General features: G+C 60.4%; 19 protein-coding genes and 6 pseudogenes. 13 read left to right on the top strand and 12 right to left on the bottom strand.

Features of this window, described 5'->3' with window-relative positions:
* Positions 1–3: 3 nt before the first annotated feature.
* From CK222_RS27890 to CK222_RS27845, 10 genes and pseudogenes are all read right to left on the bottom strand, one after another.
* Positions 4–1,002 (bottom strand): annotated as a pseudogene (locus CK222_RS27890) (porin); the annotation flags it as partial.
* Between the two features lie 195 nt (positions 1,003–1,197).
* Positions 1,198–2,844, bottom strand: a complete 1,647-nt coding sequence (locus CK222_RS27885; RefSeq protein WP_095779894.1) for an MFS transporter — start codon at positions 2,842–2,844, stop codon at positions 1,198–1,200.
* 350 nt (positions 2,845–3,194) lie between these two features.
* Positions 3,195–4,178: a beta-ketoacyl-ACP synthase III gene (locus CK222_RS27880; protein ID WP_095802549.1), complete on the bottom strand. Its 984-nt coding sequence runs from the start codon at positions 4,176–4,178 to the stop codon at positions 3,195–3,197.
* Complete coding sequence (locus CK222_RS27875; RefSeq protein WP_095802553.1) at positions 4,175–5,440, bottom strand: adenosylmethionine--8-amino-7-oxononanoate transaminase; 1,266 nt, start codon at positions 5,438–5,440, stop codon at positions 4,175–4,177. The genes CK222_RS27880 and CK222_RS27875 overlap by 4 nt, the downstream gene beginning before the upstream one ends.
* The gene (gene bioD, locus CK222_RS27870) at positions 5,440–6,075 is read right to left on the bottom strand and encodes a dethiobiotin synthase (protein ID WP_095779892.1); all 636 of its coding nucleotides are present in this window, start codon (positions 6,073–6,075) and stop codon (positions 5,440–5,442) included. The genes CK222_RS27875 and bioD overlap by 1 nt, the downstream gene beginning before the upstream one ends.
* On the bottom strand, positions 6,072–7,211 hold the full coding sequence (locus tag CK222_RS27865; RefSeq protein ID WP_095802548.1) for an 8-amino-7-oxononanoate synthase: 1,140 nt from the start codon (positions 7,209–7,211) through the stop codon (positions 6,072–6,074). Before CK222_RS27865 ends, bioD begins: the two co-directional genes overlap by 4 nt.
* The gene (gene bioB / locus CK222_RS27860; RefSeq protein ID WP_095802547.1) at positions 7,208–8,188 is read right to left on the bottom strand and encodes a biotin synthase BioB; all 981 of its coding nucleotides are present in this window, start codon (positions 8,186–8,188) and stop codon (positions 7,208–7,210) included. The genes CK222_RS27865 and bioB overlap by 4 nt, the downstream gene beginning before the upstream one ends.
* A 189-nt stretch (positions 8,189–8,377) precedes the next feature.
* Positions 8,378–9,256, bottom strand: coding sequence for a carboxylating nicotinate-nucleotide diphosphorylase (gene nadC, locus CK222_RS27855; RefSeq protein WP_095779889.1), 879 nt, complete (start codon positions 9,254–9,256; stop codon positions 8,378–8,380).
* Positions 9,257–9,408: 152 nt separating this feature from the next.
* Positions 9,409–9,558: pseudogene (locus tag CK222_RS33180) on the bottom strand (quinolinate synthase NadA); the annotation flags it as partial.
* A gap of 82 nt (positions 9,559–9,640) precedes the next feature.
* On the bottom strand, positions 9,641–10,609 hold the full coding sequence (locus tag CK222_RS27845) for a hypothetical protein (RefSeq protein ID WP_095802546.1): 969 nt from the start codon (positions 10,607–10,609) through the stop codon (positions 9,641–9,643).
* Between the two features lie 174 nt (positions 10,610–10,783).
* Here CK222_RS27845 and panB point away from each other — a divergent pair.
* From panB to queE, 10 genes and pseudogenes are all read left to right on the top strand, one after another.
* Positions 10,784–11,521: pseudogene (panB, locus tag CK222_RS27840) on the top strand (3-methyl-2-oxobutanoate hydroxymethyltransferase).
* 28 nt (positions 11,522–11,549) lie between these two features.
* Positions 11,550–11,672: a pantoate--beta-alanine ligase gene (locus CK222_RS33175; protein WP_245433317.1), complete on the top strand. Its 123-nt coding sequence runs from the start codon at positions 11,550–11,552 to the stop codon at positions 11,670–11,672.
* A 5-nt stretch (positions 11,673–11,677) separates the two neighbouring features.
* Positions 11,678–12,307: pseudogene (locus CK222_RS33575) on the top strand (pantoate--beta-alanine ligase).
* A 79-nt stretch (positions 12,308–12,386) separates the two neighbouring features.
* On the top strand, positions 12,387–12,602 hold the full coding sequence (locus CK222_RS31980; protein WP_141247142.1) for a hypothetical protein: 216 nt from the start codon (positions 12,387–12,389) through the stop codon (positions 12,600–12,602).
* A 640-nt stretch (positions 12,603–13,242) separates the two neighbouring features.
* Positions 13,243–13,458, top strand: a pseudogene (locus CK222_RS27825) (helix-turn-helix transcriptional regulator); the annotation flags it as partial.
* 77 nt (positions 13,459–13,535) lie between these two features.
* On the top strand, positions 13,536–14,165 hold the full coding sequence (locus tag CK222_RS27820) for an acyl-homoserine-lactone synthase (RefSeq protein WP_095779886.1): 630 nt from the start codon (positions 13,536–13,538) through the stop codon (positions 14,163–14,165).
* Positions 14,166–14,620: 455 nt separating this feature from the next.
* Positions 14,621–14,869: a helix-turn-helix transcriptional regulator gene (locus CK222_RS27815; protein WP_095779885.1), complete on the top strand. Its 249-nt coding sequence runs from the start codon at positions 14,621–14,623 to the stop codon at positions 14,867–14,869.
* A 560-nt stretch (positions 14,870–15,429) separates the two neighbouring features.
* Complete coding sequence (gene queC, locus CK222_RS27810) at positions 15,430–16,128, top strand: 7-cyano-7-deazaguanine synthase QueC (protein WP_095779884.1); 699 nt, start codon at positions 15,430–15,432, stop codon at positions 16,126–16,128.
* Positions 16,128–16,484, top strand: a complete 357-nt coding sequence (queD, locus tag CK222_RS27805; RefSeq protein WP_095779883.1) for a 6-carboxytetrahydropterin synthase QueD — start codon at positions 16,128–16,130, stop codon at positions 16,482–16,484. Before queC ends, queD begins: the two co-directional genes overlap by 1 nt.
* The gene (queE, locus tag CK222_RS27800) at positions 16,481–17,215 is read left to right on the top strand and encodes a 7-carboxy-7-deazaguanine synthase QueE (RefSeq protein WP_095779882.1); all 735 of its coding nucleotides are present in this window, start codon (positions 16,481–16,483) and stop codon (positions 17,213–17,215) included. The genes queD and queE overlap by 4 nt, the downstream gene beginning before the upstream one ends.
* A 253-nt stretch (positions 17,216–17,468) precedes the next feature.
* Here queE and CK222_RS31975 read toward each other — a convergent pair whose 3' ends face one another.
* A complete protein-coding gene (locus CK222_RS31975; RefSeq protein WP_141247141.1) occupies positions 17,469–17,675 on the bottom strand; it encodes a hypothetical protein in 207 nt (68 codons plus the stop codon).
* A gap of 556 nt (positions 17,676–18,231) precedes the next feature.
* On the opposite strand from CK222_RS31975, the gene CK222_RS27795 reads away from it, so the two are divergent.
* Together CK222_RS27795 and CK222_RS27790 are read left to right on the top strand one after the other, a co-directional pair.
* The gene (locus tag CK222_RS27795; protein WP_067318693.1) at positions 18,232–18,510 is read left to right on the top strand and encodes an acyl carrier protein; all 279 of its coding nucleotides are present in this window, start codon (positions 18,232–18,234) and stop codon (positions 18,508–18,510) included.
* Positions 18,511–19,719, top strand: coding sequence for a beta-ketoacyl-[acyl-carrier-protein] synthase family protein (locus CK222_RS27790; RefSeq protein ID WP_095779881.1), 1,209 nt, complete (start codon positions 18,511–18,513; stop codon positions 19,717–19,719).
* On the opposite strand, the pseudogene CK222_RS33170 reads toward CK222_RS27790, so the two are convergent.
* A pseudogene (locus tag CK222_RS33170) lies at positions 19,706–19,860 on the bottom strand (LysR family transcriptional regulator); the annotation flags it as partial. The gene CK222_RS27790 and the pseudogene CK222_RS33170 sit on opposite strands and share 14 nt — an antisense overlap.
* A 168-nt stretch (positions 19,861–20,028) precedes the next feature.
* Here CK222_RS33170 and fabG point away from each other — a divergent pair.
* A complete protein-coding gene (fabG, locus tag CK222_RS27785; RefSeq protein ID WP_095802545.1) occupies positions 20,029–20,766 on the top strand; it encodes a 3-oxoacyl-[acyl-carrier-protein] reductase in 738 nt (245 codons plus the stop codon).
* Positions 20,767–21,085: the final 319 nt, after the last annotated feature.

Below are 21,085 nucleotides of genomic sequence, written 5' to 3'. Positions count from 1 at the left end.
AGTTCATTCAATTAGAATGACCGGTTGGAAACTGAGGATGCCGCCGAGGCAATCTTTTTTGTCAGCCTTCGTCGAATTCACGTTCGAAGGGTCGACCATGCCGATGCCGTAGTGGCCGTAGTCGATTTCGACCGTCGCCGTGAAACCGGCAACGAGCGTGTAGACGACGTTTGCGGCCACACCATAGTTCTTGAACTGACCGCCCGAGATCTGAAGGTTGAACGAAGTTTTCTCGTCGAGTGCGTGAGTGGAGCCGGCCCAGAAGGCCCAGTTGCCGCTCCAAGTTTTGTAGAAGCCGCGACCGTGAGCGGCGATTGCACTGGTTGGATCATCGTTGATAACGCCAATGGAGCCATAGCCGAACATTCCGAATAGCGACAGCACATCCGTGACATTGACATCGACGCGGATCTTGCCGCCCAAAGCATCGTAGTTGCTGTCACGAGCGATTACGCTGGTGATCGCGCCCCAGCCCTGCGTTTGTTTTACGCCGAAGACGACGTGCGGGACATGGCTGTGGTTAGTACCGACTACACCCGACCCTTGTTCAAGTGAAACCAGAGCCGAAAGGCCATTGTCGGCATCGAAGTAATACTGGGCCACGTTGGTATCGAAGTCGCCGTACGGAACGAGTACGTTGATGAGGTCCGGCGTAGCCTGTAAGCGTGTCGAAGGGCGAATGGTCCTTACCAACTCGGAGGCCACCAAGCTGGAACCAGGCGGAAGTCAATTTGACGCCGCTATTGAAGCCATAGTTTTGAGGACTGTCCGGGCCTGGATAAGCGTTGCGGTTGCCGAAATTCACGCGGTTTTCAGTGTAGGTCCTCAGTGCGCCGAGTTCGGTCTCCTGGCGCGTCCAAGTTTTGAACGTGAAACGCGTGTTGTGGTGCCCTGAACCTCGCCAGTTCTCACATCGGTGGTTCTTGCCCCGTCATACGATCGGACATCGCCGAAGCCGACGTCGTAACGGATGTAGCCCCCGATGCGCAGGCAGGTCTCGGTGTCGGTGCGCAGGGGGCGCGGCAGCGCAGGACCCATGCCCTCCTTCCGTCAAGCGCCGCCTCGAGGCCCGCCGCGGCATGGATATTCGCGAGAGAGGGACGTACGCATAGCCTCGCCTACCGGTGATGCGGGCTTCGCGCTGCTCGAAGTCGACCGGCGCGGCAGGTCCCAATGCACGATGGGTTCGTGATCACGTCACCTCGGAGGACGAGAAACGATTGCTGAGGCACGGGTTCGAGCTGCCTCAGTCGTTCGTTCGATCGAAAGCATTGTTTGTGGAGGACGCTCTCCATCATGCAGCGCCAGGAGACGCTGGCTGACTTCCTTATCCGCTGCCGTGAGCCGATGATTCAGGCGAAGAAAGTCCATCCAGGTTGGCGTGCGGAATGTCTCTGTCCAAATCGAAGGCGCTTGAAGATTGCGCTGCAGTGTCCAGTTTCGCGCCCCGGCACGGCTCTGAACATGGCGCCTTGCGCGCATGTAACCCAGAAAGGACTCGATATTGTCTTCCGATATAAGATACTCGACCTTGACCACTATGGGACCACTCCTGGGCTTCAACTCGAGTGCCAGCTCAGGCGGGTGAAAATCCGAACTCTCCTGATCCGTTTCTTCCCATGGACGGACCGGCAACACTATTCCCGCAGCAGCAACGAGCAACAGAGCGCCCGCGGCACTCTCCAAAGCGCAGCCTAAGGAGTAGTTCTGTGCGATAGTCCCCCAGATCCAGCTGCCGGCCGCCATCCCGCCTGCGCTCAAGGCGTAGTAGATCGATAGTGTGCGGCCCACCACCCACCTTGGGCTTGCCAGCTGAACCGACACGTCAATGCCCGTCCAGGTGATAAGCCAACCCGCGCCACCAAGTGCCAGCGAAATGGCCGCCACAGCGACTGACGATGTCAGGGAAAGGGAAAGGCAACATGCTGAACAAGCAACAGAGGCGAACGACACCAGCCTGTCTTGAGACGTGATCCGCCTTAGAAAGCTATTGCTCATGCCGGCCATGAAAGCACCCATGCCGAAGCCCGCCAGCAAGATGCCGTAGATGATTGGGCCGCTTTTCAGCTGGTCCCGGACGAATAGCGGGAGCAGCGCAAGGATGGAGATGCTTGCCAACCCGAAAAGGGCTGCACGGGCAATCGCTGCCCTGATTTCCAACGACATGAGCGTGAAGCGCACTCCGTCATGAATTGCCATCGTCATTCGCTCACGCGGGAGAGGTGACGTGCGAACATCCCATGTAGTACGCCATATTGCGGTTAGCGGCGCCAGGTCGCTCAGCGCTGCCAACGCGAAAGCGGCCAGCGGTCCAAAAAATGCCAGGACCACGCCACCCAAAGCCGGACCAACGCTGCGCACAATGTTGTATCCGACAGACATAAGCGTCACAGCGGCCGGGATGTCGCGCTTGTGAAGGATATCGCCAACCGAAGCGTGCCAGGCCGGATCATTCAAGGCAAAGCCGCAGCCGGCCAGGAACCCTAATCCGAGAATTAGCCAGGGACCGGCAAATCCCAGGCCCACGGAAATCATCAGCGTCGTTGACGCCAATGCTATCAGGCAGTGTCCCGCAAACATCACCCATCGGCGGCTGAAGTTGTCGGCGATGGCTCCGGCCAAGATCGAAAGAAAGAACACCGGCAACGTCGATGCGGCCTGCACGAGTGCAACCATCAGATTCGAAGCGGAAATCGTGGCCATCAGCCAACTGATGGCGACCGTTTGCACGAGCCATCCGAGGCTGGATATTTGCGTGGCCGTCCAGATCGAGCGAAACACCTGGTTTCGAAATGGAGCGAGCGTTGTTGAGACAGGCAGATGAGCATTTTTTTCGGACTGCATGACGATTGACGCCTTCCAGCGGCCGCTTATTCAATTCAGGACTGCCCTACTGCCGTTACGATGTTGATCAATGCATCAGAAGGGCCGACCTATCGAGTCGGATGACTTCATCGCAATGAGGATGGCCCGCATGAGCTCAGATAGCTCCGCTTTCCTGGACTGGCGCCAACCACTTCTCGCCCAGCAAGGAAGCCTCGCCGATCGTCCCTGCTCGACAAGAACCGTCTGCAGGGTGATCGCTCTTGTTCACCGAGCCAGCGCCCATGTAACTTGCCGGCGAGTAATTTTTCGCATTGGGTTCGTGTTGCTAGTATCATTCGTGACCAATCCTGTTCATGGCCGTCGTACCCCTAAATTCCGAGGATGAGCGCGCCTCCGGTGAGGCCGGAACCCGCCGCCGCAAGGAGAACCTTTTCGCCCGCCCGAAATGGCTGCGTTTGATGGGCGAGCGACAGCGAGAGCGGGATGGTCGCGGCGGAAGAGTTGCCGTACTCGGCGATCGTCTTGACGATTACCTGATCCGCTATTGCGAGGTTCCGTCCGACGGAATCGAAAATCCGGGCGTTGGCCTGATGTGGCACGAACCGATCGATGTCCTGCGGCCGCATTCGGGCAGCAGTGAGTGCGTCTTGCGAGCATGCGGTCATCATCTCCACGGCCTTAGCAAATACTTCGCCGCCGTCGGCGATCGTCATACGCGTTTGCGCAAGGTCGAGGCCACCATGGAACGGTCTGTTGCTTCCTCCGGCGGGTATCTGGATCAGCCCGTAGCGCGAGCCGTCCGAATCCACCGCGGCGCCAAGAATGCCTTGGTCGGTATCCTTGCACGGACCAATCACCACGGCGCCGGCGGCATCGGCAAACAGCACGGCGCTGGCGCGCTCGGTAGGATTGATGCGGCGGCTGAGGATATTGGCGGCGATGACCAGGGTCGCTTTACAATGGACGCGGGTGAATCCGTCGGCGAACATCAAGGCATAGATGAAGCCGGCGCAGGCGCCCGTGAGGTCAACCGCACCGGCGCGGCCGAGTCCGAGCCGATGTGCGACCAGGGGCGCGCTTGGCGGCAGAAGATGGTCGGGCGTCGAGGTGGCAAGCAACAGCAGACCGATGTCGCTGCGGTCGATGCCGGCGTTCGCCAGCGCCATCTCGCCGGCAGAGGCGGCAAGGCCCGACAGCGTGTCTTCGTCCGCTGCCCAAAAGCGCGACCGAATCCCGGTGCGCCGTTCGATCCAGCCGGGTTCAAGCCCGAGACTGTTTTCGATCTCCGGGTTCTCGACCTTGCGCGTTGGTGCATGATGACCAAACCCGAGAAGGCGCGACGACCTGTTCACGGATTCGAACCGAAGCGCTCGCCGGCTTCCTCGATCGCGTTGTAGAGCCCGTCCAGCTCGTTGCCAGTGATGCAATAGGGCGGCAGGAGGTAGAGCACATTGCCGAGCGGGCGCACGAGCAGGCCGCGGTCGAGGAAGAATGTTCGCAGCTTGGGCCCGATCTCAGCCAGATAGCCGGCGGAGCCGGTGCGCAGGTCGAGGGCCACGATCGTGCCGGTCGCCCGGCTGTCGGCGAAGTAGGGATTGTCCCCAAAGCGCCGAACCCCGGCGGCCTGTCTCGCGCTCAGGGCCGCGATACGCTCGGCCACCGGCTCGTCACGCCAGATCTCGATATTGGCAAGTGCGGCCGCGCAGGCGATCGGATTGGCGGTATAGGAGCTCGAATGAAAGAAGGTCTTCTGCCGGTCCGTCGAATAGTGAGCCTGGAACATGGCGTCGGTGGCGAGCGTGGCCGCCAGCGGGATGACACCACCGGTCAAGCCCTTCGACGTGCACAGGATATCAGGAGAGATGTTCGCCTGCTCGCAGGCAAACATGGTTCCGGTGCGTCCCCAGCCGGTCATCACCTCGTCGGCGATCAGCATGGTGCCGGAGGCCTCGGCGATCCTCTTCAATTCGCTGAGAACCCAGGCCGGGTACATCAGCATGCCGCCGGCGCCAAGCACGAGCGGCTCGACGATCAGCGCAGCCGCGCGCTGGTCGCGCGAGACTGCTTCGAAACGATCCAGGGTTTCCTGCTCACGCCCTGCGGCCGGGAAGGGGATGGTGTCGACCTCGAACAGCAAGGGCTCGTAGGCGGCGTTGAATACACCGCGGGCGCCGACGCTCATCGTGCCGATCGTGTCGCCATGGTAGCTATGCTCCATGACGACGATGCGCGAGCGCGGCGCGCCGATGTTACGGAAATAGCCGAGCGCCATCTTCAATGCGACTTCGACGGCGGTCGAACCGCTGTCGGAATAGAACACCCAGTCGAGGCCGGTAGGAGCAAGGCCGACGAGCGCTTCGGCCAGCCTTTCGGCCGGCTCGTGGGTGAAGCCGGCAAAGATGATCTGGTCGAGGCTCGACGCGGTCGTCTCGATGGCCTTCCTGATGCGGGGATGGCGATGCCCATGCGTGACGACCCACCAGGAAGAAATCGCATCCAGGATGCGCGCGCCGTCGGCCTTGTGGAGATAGGCGCCTTCGGTCAGTACGATTTCAGGGATGGCTGGTTCAAGCGCGTGTTGGGTGAACGGATGCCAGACATGGGACCCCAGCATCATTCGCCTCCGGCGATCAGGGCAACGTCGAAGCCGGCAACCATCGCGTCTCTCAGCGTTTCACCCGTCAGTGGATGGAGGTGTGGCAGCCTGCCGAGCTGTTGCACGCCGCCCAACTCCACGATTGTCCTTTGGGTATCGGCCACCTCTTCGCCGATGAAGGCGATGCCGAGGAGCGGGATGGAACGGGCCCGCAGCGCTTCTATCGAGAGCAAGGTGTGGTTGATCGTACCGAGCGCGGTGCCGGCGCACAGTATGATCGGCAGCCCCCACTGCGCGAATATATCGATGAACATTGTCTGTCGATTGAGCGGCACCATCAGCCCGCCGGCGCCTTCGATTACGAGCGGTGTCGGTAAAACCGGAAAGGCAAGATCCGCCGCTTCGATGGCGACGCCATCGATCTCGGCCGAGCGATGCGGCGAGAGCGGGCTTTTCAGGCGATAGGCCTCCGGCAGGACGCGCCCCGCGGGCAAGCCGGAAAGCCGGGCAATGACCTCGCTGTCGGTCTCCTCGTCGAGGCCCGATTGCACCGGCTTCCAGTAGAAGCCGTCAAGCAAGCCGGCGATTCCCGCTGAAAATACCGTCTTGCCAATTCCGGTGCCTGTTCCGGTGACGACGAGGCGCTTGGTCATGCCGTCGCCAACACCTCGACGAGGGCCTCGACCATGGCGCAAATGCCGGCTTCGCCGACGTTGAGCGTCAGCGAAATGCGCAGGCGTGATGTACCCTCGGGCACCGTCGGCGGACGAATGCCGCGTATGTCGAAACCGCGGGCCTGCAGTGCCGCCGCCACCGCCATGGTGCGCCTGACATCGCCGATGACAAACGGCTGGATCTGCGAGCCGCTAGGCGTCACGCCGCACTGCTCGGCCAATTGCCGGCCCGCGAAGGAAATGCGCTCGCGCAACTGAGCGCGGCGCGTGGGCTCGTCTGACAGGATGGCGAGCGCTTCGCGCGCCGCGACCGCCATCAGGGGCGACGGTGCGGTGGCGTAGATGAATGGCCGGCACCGGTTGATGAGATAGTCGCACAGCGTTCGCGGTCCTGTGACGAGCGCGCCGTACGCGCCGAGTGCTTTGCCGCATGTGTGGAGCGCGACAATGTTGTCGCGGCCCTCGAACGCAGCGGCCAGCCCCCGGCCACCTGGCCCACAGACGCCGGTGGCATGCGCCTCGTCGACAATAAGGAATGTCTCGTGCCGATCGGCAAGCTCGACGAGGCTCTCCATCGGCACACGGTCGCCATCCATGCTGTACAGGCTTTCGACCGCGATCCAGACGCGCCCCATGCCGCCTTCGGAGCGCCAACTGGTGATCGCATCCTCGACGGCGTCGACGTCGTTGTGTGCGGCCAGCTTGAACTCGGCGCGTCCGGCCTGCGCGCCCTCGTGCATGCTGGCATGGGCGAGCTCGTCGAGGATCAACAGATCGCCCTTCTGCGGCAATGTGCTCAGCAGTGCAAAGTTGGCGATGTAGCCACTGCCGAAGAACAACGCGCGTTCGGTCCCGAAGAATGCCGCCGCGTCAACCTCCAGTGCCTCGTGTTCGGGTGCATTGCCGCGCAATAGCCGCGATCCGGTAGCGCCGACCGGAGTACCCCGTCCGATCGCCCCCGCGACAGCATCGCCAAGTCTCCTGGAGGCGGCAAGTCCGAGATAGTCGTTCGAGGAGAAATCGAGCCCGGTGCGGGGCGAAAGCGTCCGCAGGCGATCCTTGCGCGCCAACCCCTGCAAGGTCGCCTCAAAGCGAGCAAGCGGCGGCTCGTTCATCTGGCCTCACATTCCATCGGCTCGATGCCGAGACGCTGAAATAGAAGCCTGTCCTTGTCCTCGTCGGGATTGTCCGCCGTCAACAGCGTGTCCCCGACGAAGATCGAGTTGGCGCCGGCAAAGAAGCACAGCGCCTGCGTCTCGTCGGTCATGCCGGTGCGACCGGCGGAGAGCCTTACATAGGACTTCGGCATCAAGATGCGGGCGAGCGCAATGGTACGGACGAACTCGATCGGATCGATGGGTTTGGACTGGCCGAGCGGCGTGCCATCGATCGGGATCAGCATGTTGATCGGCACGCTTTCGGGCGGCTCAGGCAGATTTGCGAGCGTGATCAGCATGTCGATGCGGTCGGCCTTTTCCTCTCCCATCCCGACAATGCCTCCACAGCAGACCTTCATGCCGGCCTCGCGCACATGCTCAAGCGTTTCCAGCCGGTCGGCGAAGGTCCTGGTCGAGACGACCCCACCGTAATGGCGCTCGGAGGTGTCGATGTTGTGGTTATAGTAGTCGAGGCCTGCCTGTTTTAGACGTGTGGCCTGCTCAAGATCGAGCATGCCGAGAGTCATGCAGGTCTCCATGCCGAGCGCCTTGACCCCCTCGACCATCGCCACGACCGCATCCATGTCGCGCGCCTTGGGCTTTCGCCAGGCAGCGCCCATGCAGTAGCGCGTGGCTCCGGCCTCACGCGCCTTGGCCGCCTCGGCGATGACACGCTCGACCTCCATCAGCTTCGACGCTCTCAGGCCAGTTGCGTGATGCGCAGACTGGCTGCAATAGCCGCAATCCTCCGGACAGCCGCCGGTCTTGATGCTCAGCAGTCGGCTGAGCTGCACACGGTTTCGATCGAAGTTCTGCCGATGGATGGTCTGTGCCAGGAAGAGCAGGTCGTTGAACGGCATGCCGTAGATAGCCTCGGCCTCTTTGCGGTTCCATCGCGCCAGCACTCTGTCCATCGGTCCCAGGGCTTTGTTCATCCCCACTTCTTTCCAATCGTCATCGTCAAAAATTCTTTGTTTCTGGTCCACGAACGCATGCCGAAGTCTGTCGGTCGGCGAGCCTGTTACGACATGAGCCATCGATCAGCGCAATGCGCGCGGGGGTGCAGGCTCCTGCAGCACCTGGTCTGCGCCTGCAGCTGCGAGGCTCTTCCTTTTTCGTTTCCATCAGTTCAGGCTGCAGCCGTACCCGTGGGCCGGCATATCCAGGCCGATGTCGAGGATCGGCGCGCTGTGTGTCAGCCATCCGACGGAGATGAGATCTACTCCGGTCGCCGCGATCGCCGGGGCCGTGATCGGTGTCACCCGACCGGAAGCCTCGGTGATGACGCGGCCATCGACCGTCGCCACGGCGCGCGCAAGATCTTCGACCGACATATTGTCGAGCAGCACTGCGTCGATTCCCAGCGCGAGCGCTATATCGAGCTGCTCCAGCGTGTCGACCTCGACCTCGATCTTCACCATATGGCCCGCGGCGGCGCGCGCTCGCTCTATTGCCGTGCGAATGTCGCCGGCGATGGCGATGTGGTTGTCCTTGATCAGCACGGCGTCATCGAGCCCGAAACGGTGATTGGCGCCGCCGCCGACACGCACGGCGTACTTCTCAAGTGCGCGCAAACCGGGCGTCGTTTTTCTTGTGCATACGATCTTTGCCTTATGGCCACGCACAGCCTCGACCATCGCGGCTGTGGCCGTGGCAATGCCGCTCAGGCGGCAAAGGAAGTTAAGCGCCGTGCGCTCGGCCGTGAGCAGCCCACGCGCCGGTCCGCACAGCTTGGCAATGATCTCGCCGGCCGCGACATCGCTGCCGTCCGGGCGCCAGATTTGCATTTGGATCGCAGGCTCGACGAGCAGCAGGGCGAACGCAACCAGATCGAGGCCGGCGATGATTCCCGTTTCGCGCGACTTGAGCATCAAAGTGGCCGTGCAATCATGCGGGATCACCGCATCGCTGGTCAGGTCGCCGCATCTGCCCAGGTCTTCCAGGAGCGCACCGCGCACGATCGGTTCAATCAGGGTCGAGGGCAGGGGTGCGAACGGTTTCATATCAGGTGCTCCGTGTCCGTGCCTGCCACCCAATTGCGAGTGCGACCCGCACTGCGCCGCGGAGTGTCAGCCTGGCGAGGCACGCCTCTGCATCGCGCCAGGGAAATCAGTGCGGAAGTGCGAACCACGGCTCTCTTGGTCAGCCACACGGTGAAAGATTTCGGCGACTGGTAATTGTGCGCCAGGATGACCGCATTGCGCGCGCGCTTCAGCGCGAGGGTCGCTTCAATGTCGTCGGCAAAAGCCGACCATTCGAATGGCGGGATCACCCGCCTGACGCGCTCATTTAGGGACGCGGCCATAGGTAACGCCCAGTCATCAGCGCCTCCGATTATATTCGATGTGACAATAAGGGGAATATTTCTAGCTTGACTATAAGCTGTGTCAAGCCCGAGACATTGGCAATTTTGTCCCGGCGAAAGCTCTTTCATCGAGCACGGCACGGCGGAAGCGATAGAGCTTTGCGGGCCGCCCACCCGTATCGACTGAAGTGTCGCCAGTCTCCTCGACCAGCTCTTGTTGCTCAACAAGCCTGCGGAAGTTCGGCTTGTCGATCAGTCTGCCAGCCAATGCTTCCACCGTCCGCTGCAGCTGGAGCAGCGTGAAAGTCGGTCTCATGAGCTCGAATACGACTGGCCGGTATTTGATCTTGGAGCGCAACCGCGTAACGCCTGTCGCCAGGATGCGGCGATGATCAGCGACCATCGCCTTGCCTGAGACGGCCGCAGACGGAGGCGCGGCCATCCCGTCGCTAGCCTCTTCGACCAATCCTGCTTCGTAGAGCAACTCATAGCGTTGGAGCGTGAGCTCCTCGTTCCAATGGCGGTCGTCAAAGCCGAAGGCGATCGCCACCCTCTGCCGGCGTTCGCGCTGCCTGGCCGGATCGCCAGCGCCGTCTGCCCATTCCATCAAGCGCGCTCGCAGAATATCCAGGCCCATCGGCGGCGAGCCGGAGCGGTGATCCTCCCATGGAAAATATTCGTACCAGCTTTGCCAGCCGCACGTGGATGAGGCCGTCCCCTGTTCCTTCCGGGTGAGTGCGAGATAGCTGATCGAGATGACGCGCTGCTGGCGCTCGGGGCCGGCACGGTCCCGATCGGCGAACGTGTAGAGTTGCTCGATATACCCAAGGGGATGGCCGGTTTGCTGTTCGACCCACCCCCTCAAACCGGATTGCGGCGATCGGTGCTCGAGCGCAAATGGTCCGGAGGGCAAGGTGTCCGCCTGACCGATTGTGAGAAGACAGGGCTCACCGCCATTTACGGCGACGACCACCGCGGTCAGGTCCACTTTGGCTTCGTCGGCCTTATCCTCGGCTCTGTCTTTCCCGGGTCGTGTTCGTTGCTCTTCCATATCTGCGAACTTGGTTGGCCCCAGCTCGGCGAGACTCTAATCGATTTAGTGTAAGCGTGACTTCCTGCACGTCAACACCCCACAGCTGGACGGCATTCTTATCTCTTCGCACTTGCACCAAAATGTGCCAAACGCGACTCCGGCGGTTGGTAACGCAATGGAAGGAGGCCTAGATTGAGCGCTCCGAGTGATGCGAACGCAAATACGCCACCGGATATCCGCTCGCGGAAGGCCAGGCCCCACTCGTCCGCCTCACTGCCTATACACCCCGGTCGCCAGGATGGCCGATCGACAATGCGACATTGGCCTCGTCGGGGACAGCGTCGGCATGATAATGCACAGGCTATCCTCGGCGCTGGGGGGCAGCCTCGAAAGGATGATCATGCACGGCCGCGGCCTGCAACACGCGCTGATGGTCGTCGACATGCCGTTCGGTTCTACCAAGAGGGGCCGCAGCAGGCCTTCCGCAAAGCGGCCGCCTTATCGCAGAGACCGGATGTGCAGCGGTGAAGCTCGAGGGCGGCCGGTCCATGGCCCATACAATTCGCCTTCTCACCGCCCGCGGTGTACCTGTAATGGCCCTTGTCGGCTTGACCCCGCAGGCAGTCAACATTTTCGGCGGCTACCGTGTCCAGCGGCGGGGAGACGATGCCGAGCGGATCAGGCGCGACGCTGCTGCGGTCACGTAGTTAGGCGCTTTCTCACTGGTGTTTGGAGAAATTCCCCGAGCCGATCGCACGCCACATTAGCGCAGAGATCGAAATCCCCACTATCGGCATCGGCGCCTCGCCAGCCTGCGGCGGCCAGTTCTGGTGAGCGACGACATGCTCGGCCTCTTTACTCCTGTCCGCGATTGCGGCTTATGCCGCCGGCGTGAGGGAACGGCGCTTTCCGGCGGCCGAACATCTTTAGCCAACGAGACCAAGGCCGGAGACCTCACATGAGCGTGCCGATCGTTGGAACCGTTGCCGAGCTCCGCGCTGTTGCAGCGGGATGGCATCGTGCTCAGGGCGCCCGTGTCGCCGTTGTGCCGACCATGGGGGCCTGCCTGAAGGCCATCTGAGCCTCGTGCGCGCCGCGCTTCAGAAGGCTGAGGCGGTAGTCGTGACGCTGTCGTCAATCCTAAGCAGTTCAACAGTGCCGCCGACCTTTGCCGCCTATCCCCGCCCGGAAAACGAAGATGCCGCCGAGCTCGTGACGACAGGCGCACATCTGCTCTATGTGCCGGATTAAGACGAGTTGTATCCAGCTGGCTTTGACACGACCGTTTCGGTGTCCACTCTCAGCGAGGGCCTGTGCGGCGCCTTCCGGTCCGGCCATTTCGACGGTGTGCGACGGTCGTGGCCAAGCTCTCCCTGCAGACGGCGCTGACTTCGCCTGTTTGGCGAAAAGAAATTCCAGCAGCTTCAGCTTGTCAGGCGCATGGTCCGGGACCTCGATATTCCGACGCCGCGGTCGCATGTCCAACATTCCGCGAACCCGATGGTCTTGCGCTATGTCGCGCAACGTCCGGCTCTCGCCAGCAGAACGCCTCATCGCCCCAAGGCTCTTCGGTCTTGCTCGACACGGCGGAGCGGCTTGCGCGCGGCTTTCCTCTCCTGCCCATGCTTGATGAAGCGCGTGCAGCAATTCTGCCAGCGGGTTATCGCGGGGTCGAGTACCTGGAACTCCGTGGGGAGACGGACCTGCAGCCATTAGCAAAGTTTGGGCGCTTATCTACTTTACAAACAGACCGATGGTCGGTAGTAACGCGCCGGATTACAACTGGAGCGATTCGATGGCTGCAATTGGCGATATTTTCAAACCTGGTGACAAAGTTCAGCACTCTGGTATCTACCAAGTTGTTCACGACAAGAACCATGCCAAGGAACATGAAGTGACTTGCGTGTTCGAAAAGACGTTTCCGCCATGTCGCGGCTGCTCTCACCCGCGCTTCAAGCTCCTAAGAGCCGCTCAGCACATCGATAATAACGAACACTTCACGGGGAAGTAGGATCATGGTCGTCGATTGAAACGGCTAGCAATCGGTGGCCGCCGAGGCCTTTTGACACTGATTCGCAAATTATCGGCATGCTCTGCTTCAGCATTGATATGCTCCTGAATCTCTTCCAAGCTGTAGCAAAGCGTTTTCGTTTGAACGGTCCATTGGTCCTCTCCATCAAAAAGCCCGCTCATCGCGGGCTTTTTTCCTCTTCCAGTCGGCCTGTGTTTTGGGTCTGGCGGGGTGTGCGCCAGCTTGCCAATACTTTGCTGTTTCCGGTTGAAGCGAACACCGCGAAGCTGGCCACGTGCCAACCGGGGATGTTGAGACGTTATCGATGAGGCGTGTGTCGCCGAGCCAAGCCGCGACAAGCAAGGCGATGATGGCGAAGTCGTCCCCATCGCGTCGGTGCGGGGTCGTTAGACCAAGTCTCAGCCTAATCATCGAGCAACACTTGAGAAGGTTGCGCAAAGGGCAGATCTATCGCGTGTTTGAAAACTCGTCGAGCAACTCTCTGCAAGCGTCGATGCTGTCGATCTCCATGAGGCAATGCCGCCGCAGCCGGATTCGATTTTCCGCTCTTCGCCTATTTCACCCGTCCGCCTCCGGCCAGACGTCCCTCACAGCAGGAAATTCTGGAAAAAGCAGCTGAGTTTGGCTGACGCCGCGGGAGTTTGAATCACGGACATAGGCAGCGCGCGGTAAGTCGGCCTGGGATATCAGCCGGATCCTTGCCGTCTCGAAGCGCACCGTGACGTTCCACCTGGAAAACACCAAGGCAAAGCTTGGCGTGCGAACCATCAACCAGTGCGTGGCGCGACTGACTGCTTCCGCCAGTGGAAATCCTGACCCGTTTTTTGTCCGATAGCTGTAAAGGTCTACAGGCTGCATCAATGTCGGCTTTGCTCTTCAATGGCCGGAACATATCCTGCCCGGAGGCGACAAATGATGCAGCTGATAACACCTGAACTCTACGGCGAATTTCCAAACGAGCTCAAAGAAATGCACGGGGTCAGGCATCGGGTCTTCAAGGAAAGGCTGGATTGGGAAGTTGAGACCGAAAGCGAGATGGAAACAGACGCATTTGACAGCCTGAACCCCGTCTATCTGCTTCTCAAGGGATCCGACTGGCGAATTTGCGGTTGCGTCCGTCTTCTGCCGACTACCGGACCGACAATGTTGCGCGACACATTTCCGATGCTGCTGGGTGAGACTGCGGCGCCCGCGAGTGCCTGCATTTGGGAGAGCAGTCGTTTCGCACTCGATCTACCTCCATCAGCGCCTAAGGCTGGTGGACTGGCGCAAGCAACCTACGAACTCTTCGCCGGCATGATCGAATTTGGCTTGGCGAACAATCTCACTCGGATTGTGACAGTGACCGATACACGCATGGAGCGGATCCTGCGTCTTGCAACGTGGCCGTTGTCGCGCATCGGACAGCCAAAGCCAGTCGGTAACACGGAGGCAGTCGCCGGCTTTCTCGAGATTTCCCACGCTAGCCTCTTGCGCATCCGCTGGAAGGGACGTCTGAACGGACCGGTGTTATGGCAACCGGTTTTCGGCCTGTCGGCATAGGCTAACGATGCTCAGCCTGACCAATGCTCCTGCCCGCGGGCGCTACGAACTGTCGATTGCTGACCAGACTGGCGTAGCTGCGAAGGTTACGACCTTCCGGTCAATTCATCGACGGGTGAATGGTGGCTCCGACACGGCCAGGGAGCTGTCACGACGGCCTTGGATTCAGCGCTCCGCAAGCGTCGAATTCCTGCCCAAGAGGTTCGGCGATGAGCAGCCGCCGGGATCGCGCAGCGACTGGTACAGCCGATCAGGCCATCTTAGGCAGGCAGGTTCTTCGGACTTGATCAGAACCAGTTGAACCGCCATATACCGGTCCGGCCGCCATTCAGGTTGCCCATGGACGAGACCGAACCGGTCGAATTGATGTCCATCTATTCGACTTGCTACGAGCGCCAACTCGGGTGGAACTCTCCCGAGGTGTCAGGCGCCTCTGCTCTCCTTCGAGGTGATATATGAAAGATCCGCGCATTCCCGAGCCAGTCTTGAAGGCTATGTTGGGGGGAACCCACATCATCCGTGCTTATCGTGAGCACCTTGGATATTCCGTCGACGACCTGGCGGTGGCGTGCGGCCTAGCCGCTGAGGAAATCCTGAACATTGAGTCCGGTCTGAGATACAACAAGGGTTATCGAGATCGGATCGCGAAATCGCTGTCACTACCCGTGGGAATTCTTGAGGCGGACATACTTGACGCGGCCTAATCAGGGGAAGACTTGTTGCCCGTTAGGTCTGTGGGGAGCAGGTCCGCGTACGAACCAACTAATTGGTGTTCCGATGGCGACAGGATTAATAACAGAACGGAACCACCAGCAAGCACATGATGCATCTTTCCCTCTCAAGCTACCACTGCTGATCTGTCAATTTTAGCCGACCGGGCAGCACGGAACGGCGCTTTCGCCGAAGCGCCGGCCTTGCCTCGAGGAGTTGCGCGAGCGCACAACCTCCAGACTCGATAATCAACACGCCGCTCTAAAGCGGCGGCACGCGGATTGAAGCGTGTCTTTTGTGCAGAGTTCGGGCGCGCCCGAATTGCGCTTTTCCGATTGCGCTTTTCCGGCTGAGCATACGCTTGGGCTTGGAATCCACGAACGAGGCTCAGCCCCGCTGTCGGGAACCCTGCTGCACCACCTTCTGCACCACGGCACGTCAGCGCATAGCGCATCAGACTAACACCGGGTTCACAACATTGACTCGCTGAGATAGGAGGAGCGCAGAGAAATCTCCGGTCGCAGCCTTACCCGGTCAAAACAAGGATCCCACAATGAAGACTCTCGTTATCTGTTCCGGAGGATTAGACTCCGTTGCCCTTGCTCACAGCGTGGCAGCGGAGCACGAACTCGCCGGCCTCCTGTCTTTCGATTACGGCCAACGGCACAGGAAAGAATTGGGCTTTGCCGCTCTCTGCGCGGAGCGACTGAACACTTTGCACCAGATCATCAACATCCCCGAAATTGGCCGCGGCCTTTCCGGTTCAGCGCTGACCGATGATGTCGACGTGCCGGACGGACACTACGCCGAAGACACGATGAAGATCACGGTGGTGCCGAACCGGAACGCCATCATGTTGGCGATCGCCTTCGGTCTCGCCGCCGCGCACAAGGCAGAAGCGGTGGCGATGGCCGTACATGGTGGGGACCATTTCATCTATCCAGATTGCCGTCCGGCCTTCATCGAAGCTTTCCAGGTGATGCAAGACCGCGCGCTCGACGGCTACGCCGACATTCGCCTTTATACCCCCTACGTCAACCTCACGAAGGGCGACATCGTCGGGGATGGAGCAAGAAACGGAACCCCATTTGCGGAGACCTGGTCGTGTTACAAGGGCGGCGAGCTTCACTGCGGACGGTGCGGGACCTGCGTGGAGCGGCGCGAGGCGTTTCATCTCGCGAGGCACGCTGATCCAACCGACTACGAAGACGCCAACTTCTGGCTCGAGGCGCTGCGGAGGAGGAGGGCCTGATGTTCCGCATCACCAAGGAATTCCACTTCTCGGCCTCGCATCAACTAACCTCGTTGCCACCCGATCATCAGTGTGCACGCCTGCACGGGCATAACTACATCGTCGAAGTGGAGCTATCGGCGAAAGACCTAAACGCGCACGGCTTCGTGCGCGACTATCACGATCTGGCGCCGCTCAAACGCTATATAGACGACAGCCTCGACCATCGGCACCTCAACGAAGTGCTGGGACATGAGCAAGTCACGGCGGAATACTTGGCCAGACATTTCTATGAATGGTGCAAGGAACGTCTGCCGGAAACCGCCGCCGTGCGGGTAAGCGAAACCCCGAAAACCTGGGCGGAATACCGGCCGTGACGGACACGCGTCCTGCAATTCGTGTGAGCGAGATATTTGGGCCCACCGTCCAGGGCGAGGGAGTGCTCATCGGTTTGCCTACAGTCTTCATCAGAACCGGCGGGTGTGACTACCGGTGTTCCTGGTGCGACAGCCTCCATGCGGTGGACAACCAATTCCGCCGCGAATGGGAGATGATGCCGATCGATATGGTGTGGCAAAGCGTCGTTGGGCTTTCCGGTGGCCGGCCGGTGATGGTGTCGCTGTCAGGCGGCAATCCGGCGATTCAGCCGTTCGCTACGCTGATCAAGCTTGGCCATGGTGAAGGCTACCGTTTTGCGCTGGAAACCCAAGGTTCGGTGGCCAGGGACTGGTTTGCGGATCTTGACGTGCTGGTTCTCAGCCCAAAGCCGCCGTCAAGCGAGATGAGGACGGATTGGGCTGCATTCAAAGCGTGCACAGAAGCGGCGCAGGACAAGCCGCAAATCGTGCTCAAGCTCGTTGTTTTCGACGAGAGTGACTACGCATACGCCAAAGATGCTGCCGCGCGATTTCCACACCTTCCGGTTTATCTGCAACCCGGCAATCACACGCCACCGCGCCTTGGCAATGGAGACGCACCTGTCGACCTGAACGGAATAATCAAACGCATGGAGTGGCTTGTGGAAAAGGTAACACGCGACAGGTGGTTCGAAGCGCGCGTGTTGCCGCAGCTGCACGTTATGCTCTGGGGAAACAAGCGAGGCGTCTAGTCTCGCCTGTACGGGAAATGCGCCTGCGGATCTTCGGTTCGACGGTGGCTTCTATCTGGCGGCGCTGCCGAGTACTTGCGGAGGTGCTTGAGGCCAGGCAGCGGCTTCGGCCGCCGACAGAGTTCGACAGAAGGCAAGTCCCCGATCGTCGTTGCTCCGTTTTCGAATTCCAGCCTGGGGGATTGGCCGGTCGAAAATTTCGGCTTGTCGCAGCTCTTTCTCGCCGGTAGCGCTGAACATCTTCCTTGGGCGATCACGATGTCCTGGCGATGCAGGCCTGAAAGAGTTCGATGGTGTTCGCAAGCCCGACCCACAGCATGAACTTGCCCTGCGGAAGGTGACCTTTGTGCCTTGCGCTATCCGGCAGCGTTTCGTCGAAATCGGAAAGCGAGCGCGAGGCGCTGAGCATGTAGGAGTGCCCCGTGCCGAGCTTTGCGTGGGGTGCCAATGCGGGATGCATCTGTAGCATTATCTCCCGCAACCAGAGGGCTTACCGGATCGCTTGAAATGTATCCACGGCGTAGATGCGTCTCATCGAAACAAACGATTTTATCAATCCTCCGGAATCTCGCATCTGACGACAGCACCTTACAACACACTGATCACCCGCTACCACTATCGTGAACGACTGCGAAAAAAGGGCCGGAAAGGACAATCTATCCATGAGCTCAGACGTGCGACGGAAGTTGTGCTGGGAAAATGAGTTGTAGCTGGCCGTTTCGAACTCTCCGACTTCCCGGAGAACCTATGGACTGACTGGGGTCTTCATCCAGACCCACTCGAAGGCGGCCGAGCCGTTTGACGACGGTCCACTTTGCACATCCGGGATGCCGGCGTGCCGGCGCTAAATCGGGTGCCGGCAAGGCTTTCGTCATCGACCCCTACCCCGCAGACCATCTCTAATCAATCGGTACTCGTGAGTGGCACAAGCCTGGTCAGGGACGATTTTCGCGACGCGTGGCAGAGGCATGGCGCCGCGCTCCACGTCAAAATAGGTGAAATGGAAAGGAACGGAAATGACTGATCAACTCACAACGGAAATCATTGCCATAATAAAGAAACGCGTCGAGTCAGAGAATGGTGAGGGGACCAAGCTATCCGTCGGCGAAATAACCACTACGACGGAACTGACTGGCCTCGGCATCGATTCACTGGGGTTAGCGGACGTGCTCTGGGACCTGGAGCAGGCGTATGGCATCAAGATCGAAATGAACTCGGCCGAGGCTTGGTCGGGTGTCCAGAATGTCGGCGGCATCGTGGAAGCTATCCGCAGCTTGCTTGCCAAGGCCGCTTGAATGGACAGACGCGTTGTCATCACCGGTATAGGCGGGCTGTGCGGGCTAGGCACCGATGCCACCTCGATTTGGACAGGCATGCGCGAAGGCCGCTCGGCCATCGGCCCGATTGTCAATTCAGAACTTCATGGTCTGGAAGGCATAATCGGCGCCGAGATCAAAGCATTGCCTGAGCACGACATTGAGCCCAGGCAACTCGTCTCCATGGGCCGCTGCAGCCTGCTTGCCGTGCTTGCGGCGCACGAAGCCATGCGCCAGGCCGGACTTTCCTGCGATGAAGGAAATGCCCATCGCTTCGGCGCTACAGTGGGCGTCGGCTTCGGTGACTGGGAGGCGACCGAAAAGGCCTACCGCGCCCTCCTTCTGGACGGCGCGGCGCGCGTGGGTCTCTTGACTGGAGTAAAGGGGATGCCAAGCGCAGCTGCCTGCCATGTCAGCATGAGCCTCGGCCTGCGTGGGCCGGTCTTCGCCACCACCTCCGCATGCGCCTCGGCCAACCATGCGATCGCATCGGCCGTCGACCAGATCAGGTACGGGCGAGCCGACGTGATGCTTGCCGGAGGCAGCGACGCGCCCTTCGTATTTTTTGTGGTGAAGGCATGGGACGCCATGCGCGTACTCGCTCCGGATACTTGCCGGCCCTTCTCCGCCGACAGAAGGGGCGTAGTGCTGGGCGAGGGTGCGGGCATGGCCGTGCTGGAAAGCTATGAGCATGCCACGGCGCGCGGCGCCACGATCCTTGCCGAGATCGCAGGCATCGGCCTTTCCGCTGATGCCTTCCACATCGCCGCGCCGGCTGTCCATGGACCGGAAGCGGCGATGCGCGCCTGTCTTGCCGATGCCGGGCTGAATGCCGAGGATGTCGAGTACCTAAACGCGCATGGCACAGGCACCAAGGCCAACGACGAAATAGAAACGGCGGCGATCAAGCGCGTCTTCGGTGACCATGCTAACTCGCTGTCCGTCTCCTCCACCAAGTCCACACACGGCCACTGCCTCGGGGGAGCGAGCGCGCTCGAAATGATCGCCTGTGTGATGGCGATCCAAGAGGGTGTTGTTCCGCCGAGCGCGAATTATCGCGAGCGGGATCCCAAATGCGATCTCGATGTCACCCCCAATGTTGCCCGCGAGCGCAAGGTGCACGTGGCCATGAGCAATGCTTTCTCCATGGGTGGCTTGAACGCGGTGCTGGCATTCAAGCAGGTGTAGAACCCATGCGAAATGCCTCCCGTAACTCTACCTCTCGTATCCAAATGCTTGCCGGATCACAGTTGTGAGGGGCTGCCTTTGGACCGTTTCGGTGAATGCGCCAAGTGGCAGCGGAAGCTCGACGAGCCTGGGCCCCGTTTTTGCAGATTTCTCAACTGAAGCGATTTGGACGTACCGCGGAAGGTTAAGCGACGCCTTCGGTTCGGCTCGAGGGTTTGTCCAAAGCTTTACCCGACAATGTCTGGAGGCACGCAGGGCCGCCAGTGACCGCTTCCGTGCGAAGCCGGTCCTTAGAAAGGGAATCGATAAATGTTCGATCTGACCGGCCGCAAGGCGCTCGTCACCGGAGCAAGCGGTGGAATCGGCGAGGCCGTGGCGCGGGCGCTTCACGCGCACGGCGCAACCGTCGGCCTGCACGGCACGCGTGTCGAAAAGCTCGAGGCGTTGGCTGCCGAACTTGGCGGGCGGACAAAACTGTTTCCGGCGAACCTTTCGAACCGCGACGAGGTCAAGGCCCTGGGCGCAAACGCGGAAGCCCAACTCGAAGGCGTCGACATACTGGTCAACAATGCGGGCATCACCAAGGATGGGCTTTTTGTCCGCATGTCGGACGCGGACTGGGACGCGGTACTCGAGGTCAACCTGACCGCCGTGTTCCGGCTCACACGCGAACTGACCCATCCGATGATCCGCCGCCGCAACGGCCGCATCATCAACATCACCTCCGTGTCCGGCGTAGCCGGCAATCCCGGCCAGGCGAACTATTGCGCCTCAAAGGCTGGCATGATCGGCATGTCGAAATCGCTGGCGCAGGAGATCGCGACACGCGGCGTGACGGTGAACTGCGTGGCGCCGGGCTTCATCGAATCGGCCATGACCGACAAGCTGAACGACAGGCAAAAAGAAGCGATCATGGCCGCCATTCCGGCCAGGCGCATGGGCACCGGCTTGGAAGTCGCCTCGGCTGTGGTCTACCTAGCCTCGAACGAGGCCGCGTACATCACCGGCCAAACCATTCATGTCAACGGCGGCATGGCAATGATTTAGCCTAAAAAGTTCAGTGCGCCCCGATGACGCGTATCAACAGGGCAGGAAGGTTCCCACCCAGATAGCGGTCGGTTGGTCTGGCAACTGACGACCCGGTCGGTGGGGCAACTGGCGAGGTCGAGCGTCGTGATCAAGGCCGCCTTGGGCGGAGGCTTAGATCAAGTTCTTTGAAGCGCATGCTTTTCTATCCATAGCGTGGATGCATTCATTCGAAACAAACGATTTTGCCAATTCTGCAAAACGTCGCATAGCGAGATTTCAAAGAATACAAGCCAAAGGGCAATTATCCATGTTGTATTGGCTCCGAGCAGTTTTTTCC

Origin of the sequence: Mesorhizobium sp. WSM3866, from assembly GCF_002294795.1 — a bacterium.
Taxonomy (GTDB): domain Bacteria; phylum Pseudomonadota; class Alphaproteobacteria; order Rhizobiales; family Rhizobiaceae; genus Mesorhizobium.
The sequence above is the reverse complement of the archived record's forward strand: the minus strand, read 5'-3'. Positions and strand labels throughout refer to the sequence as shown.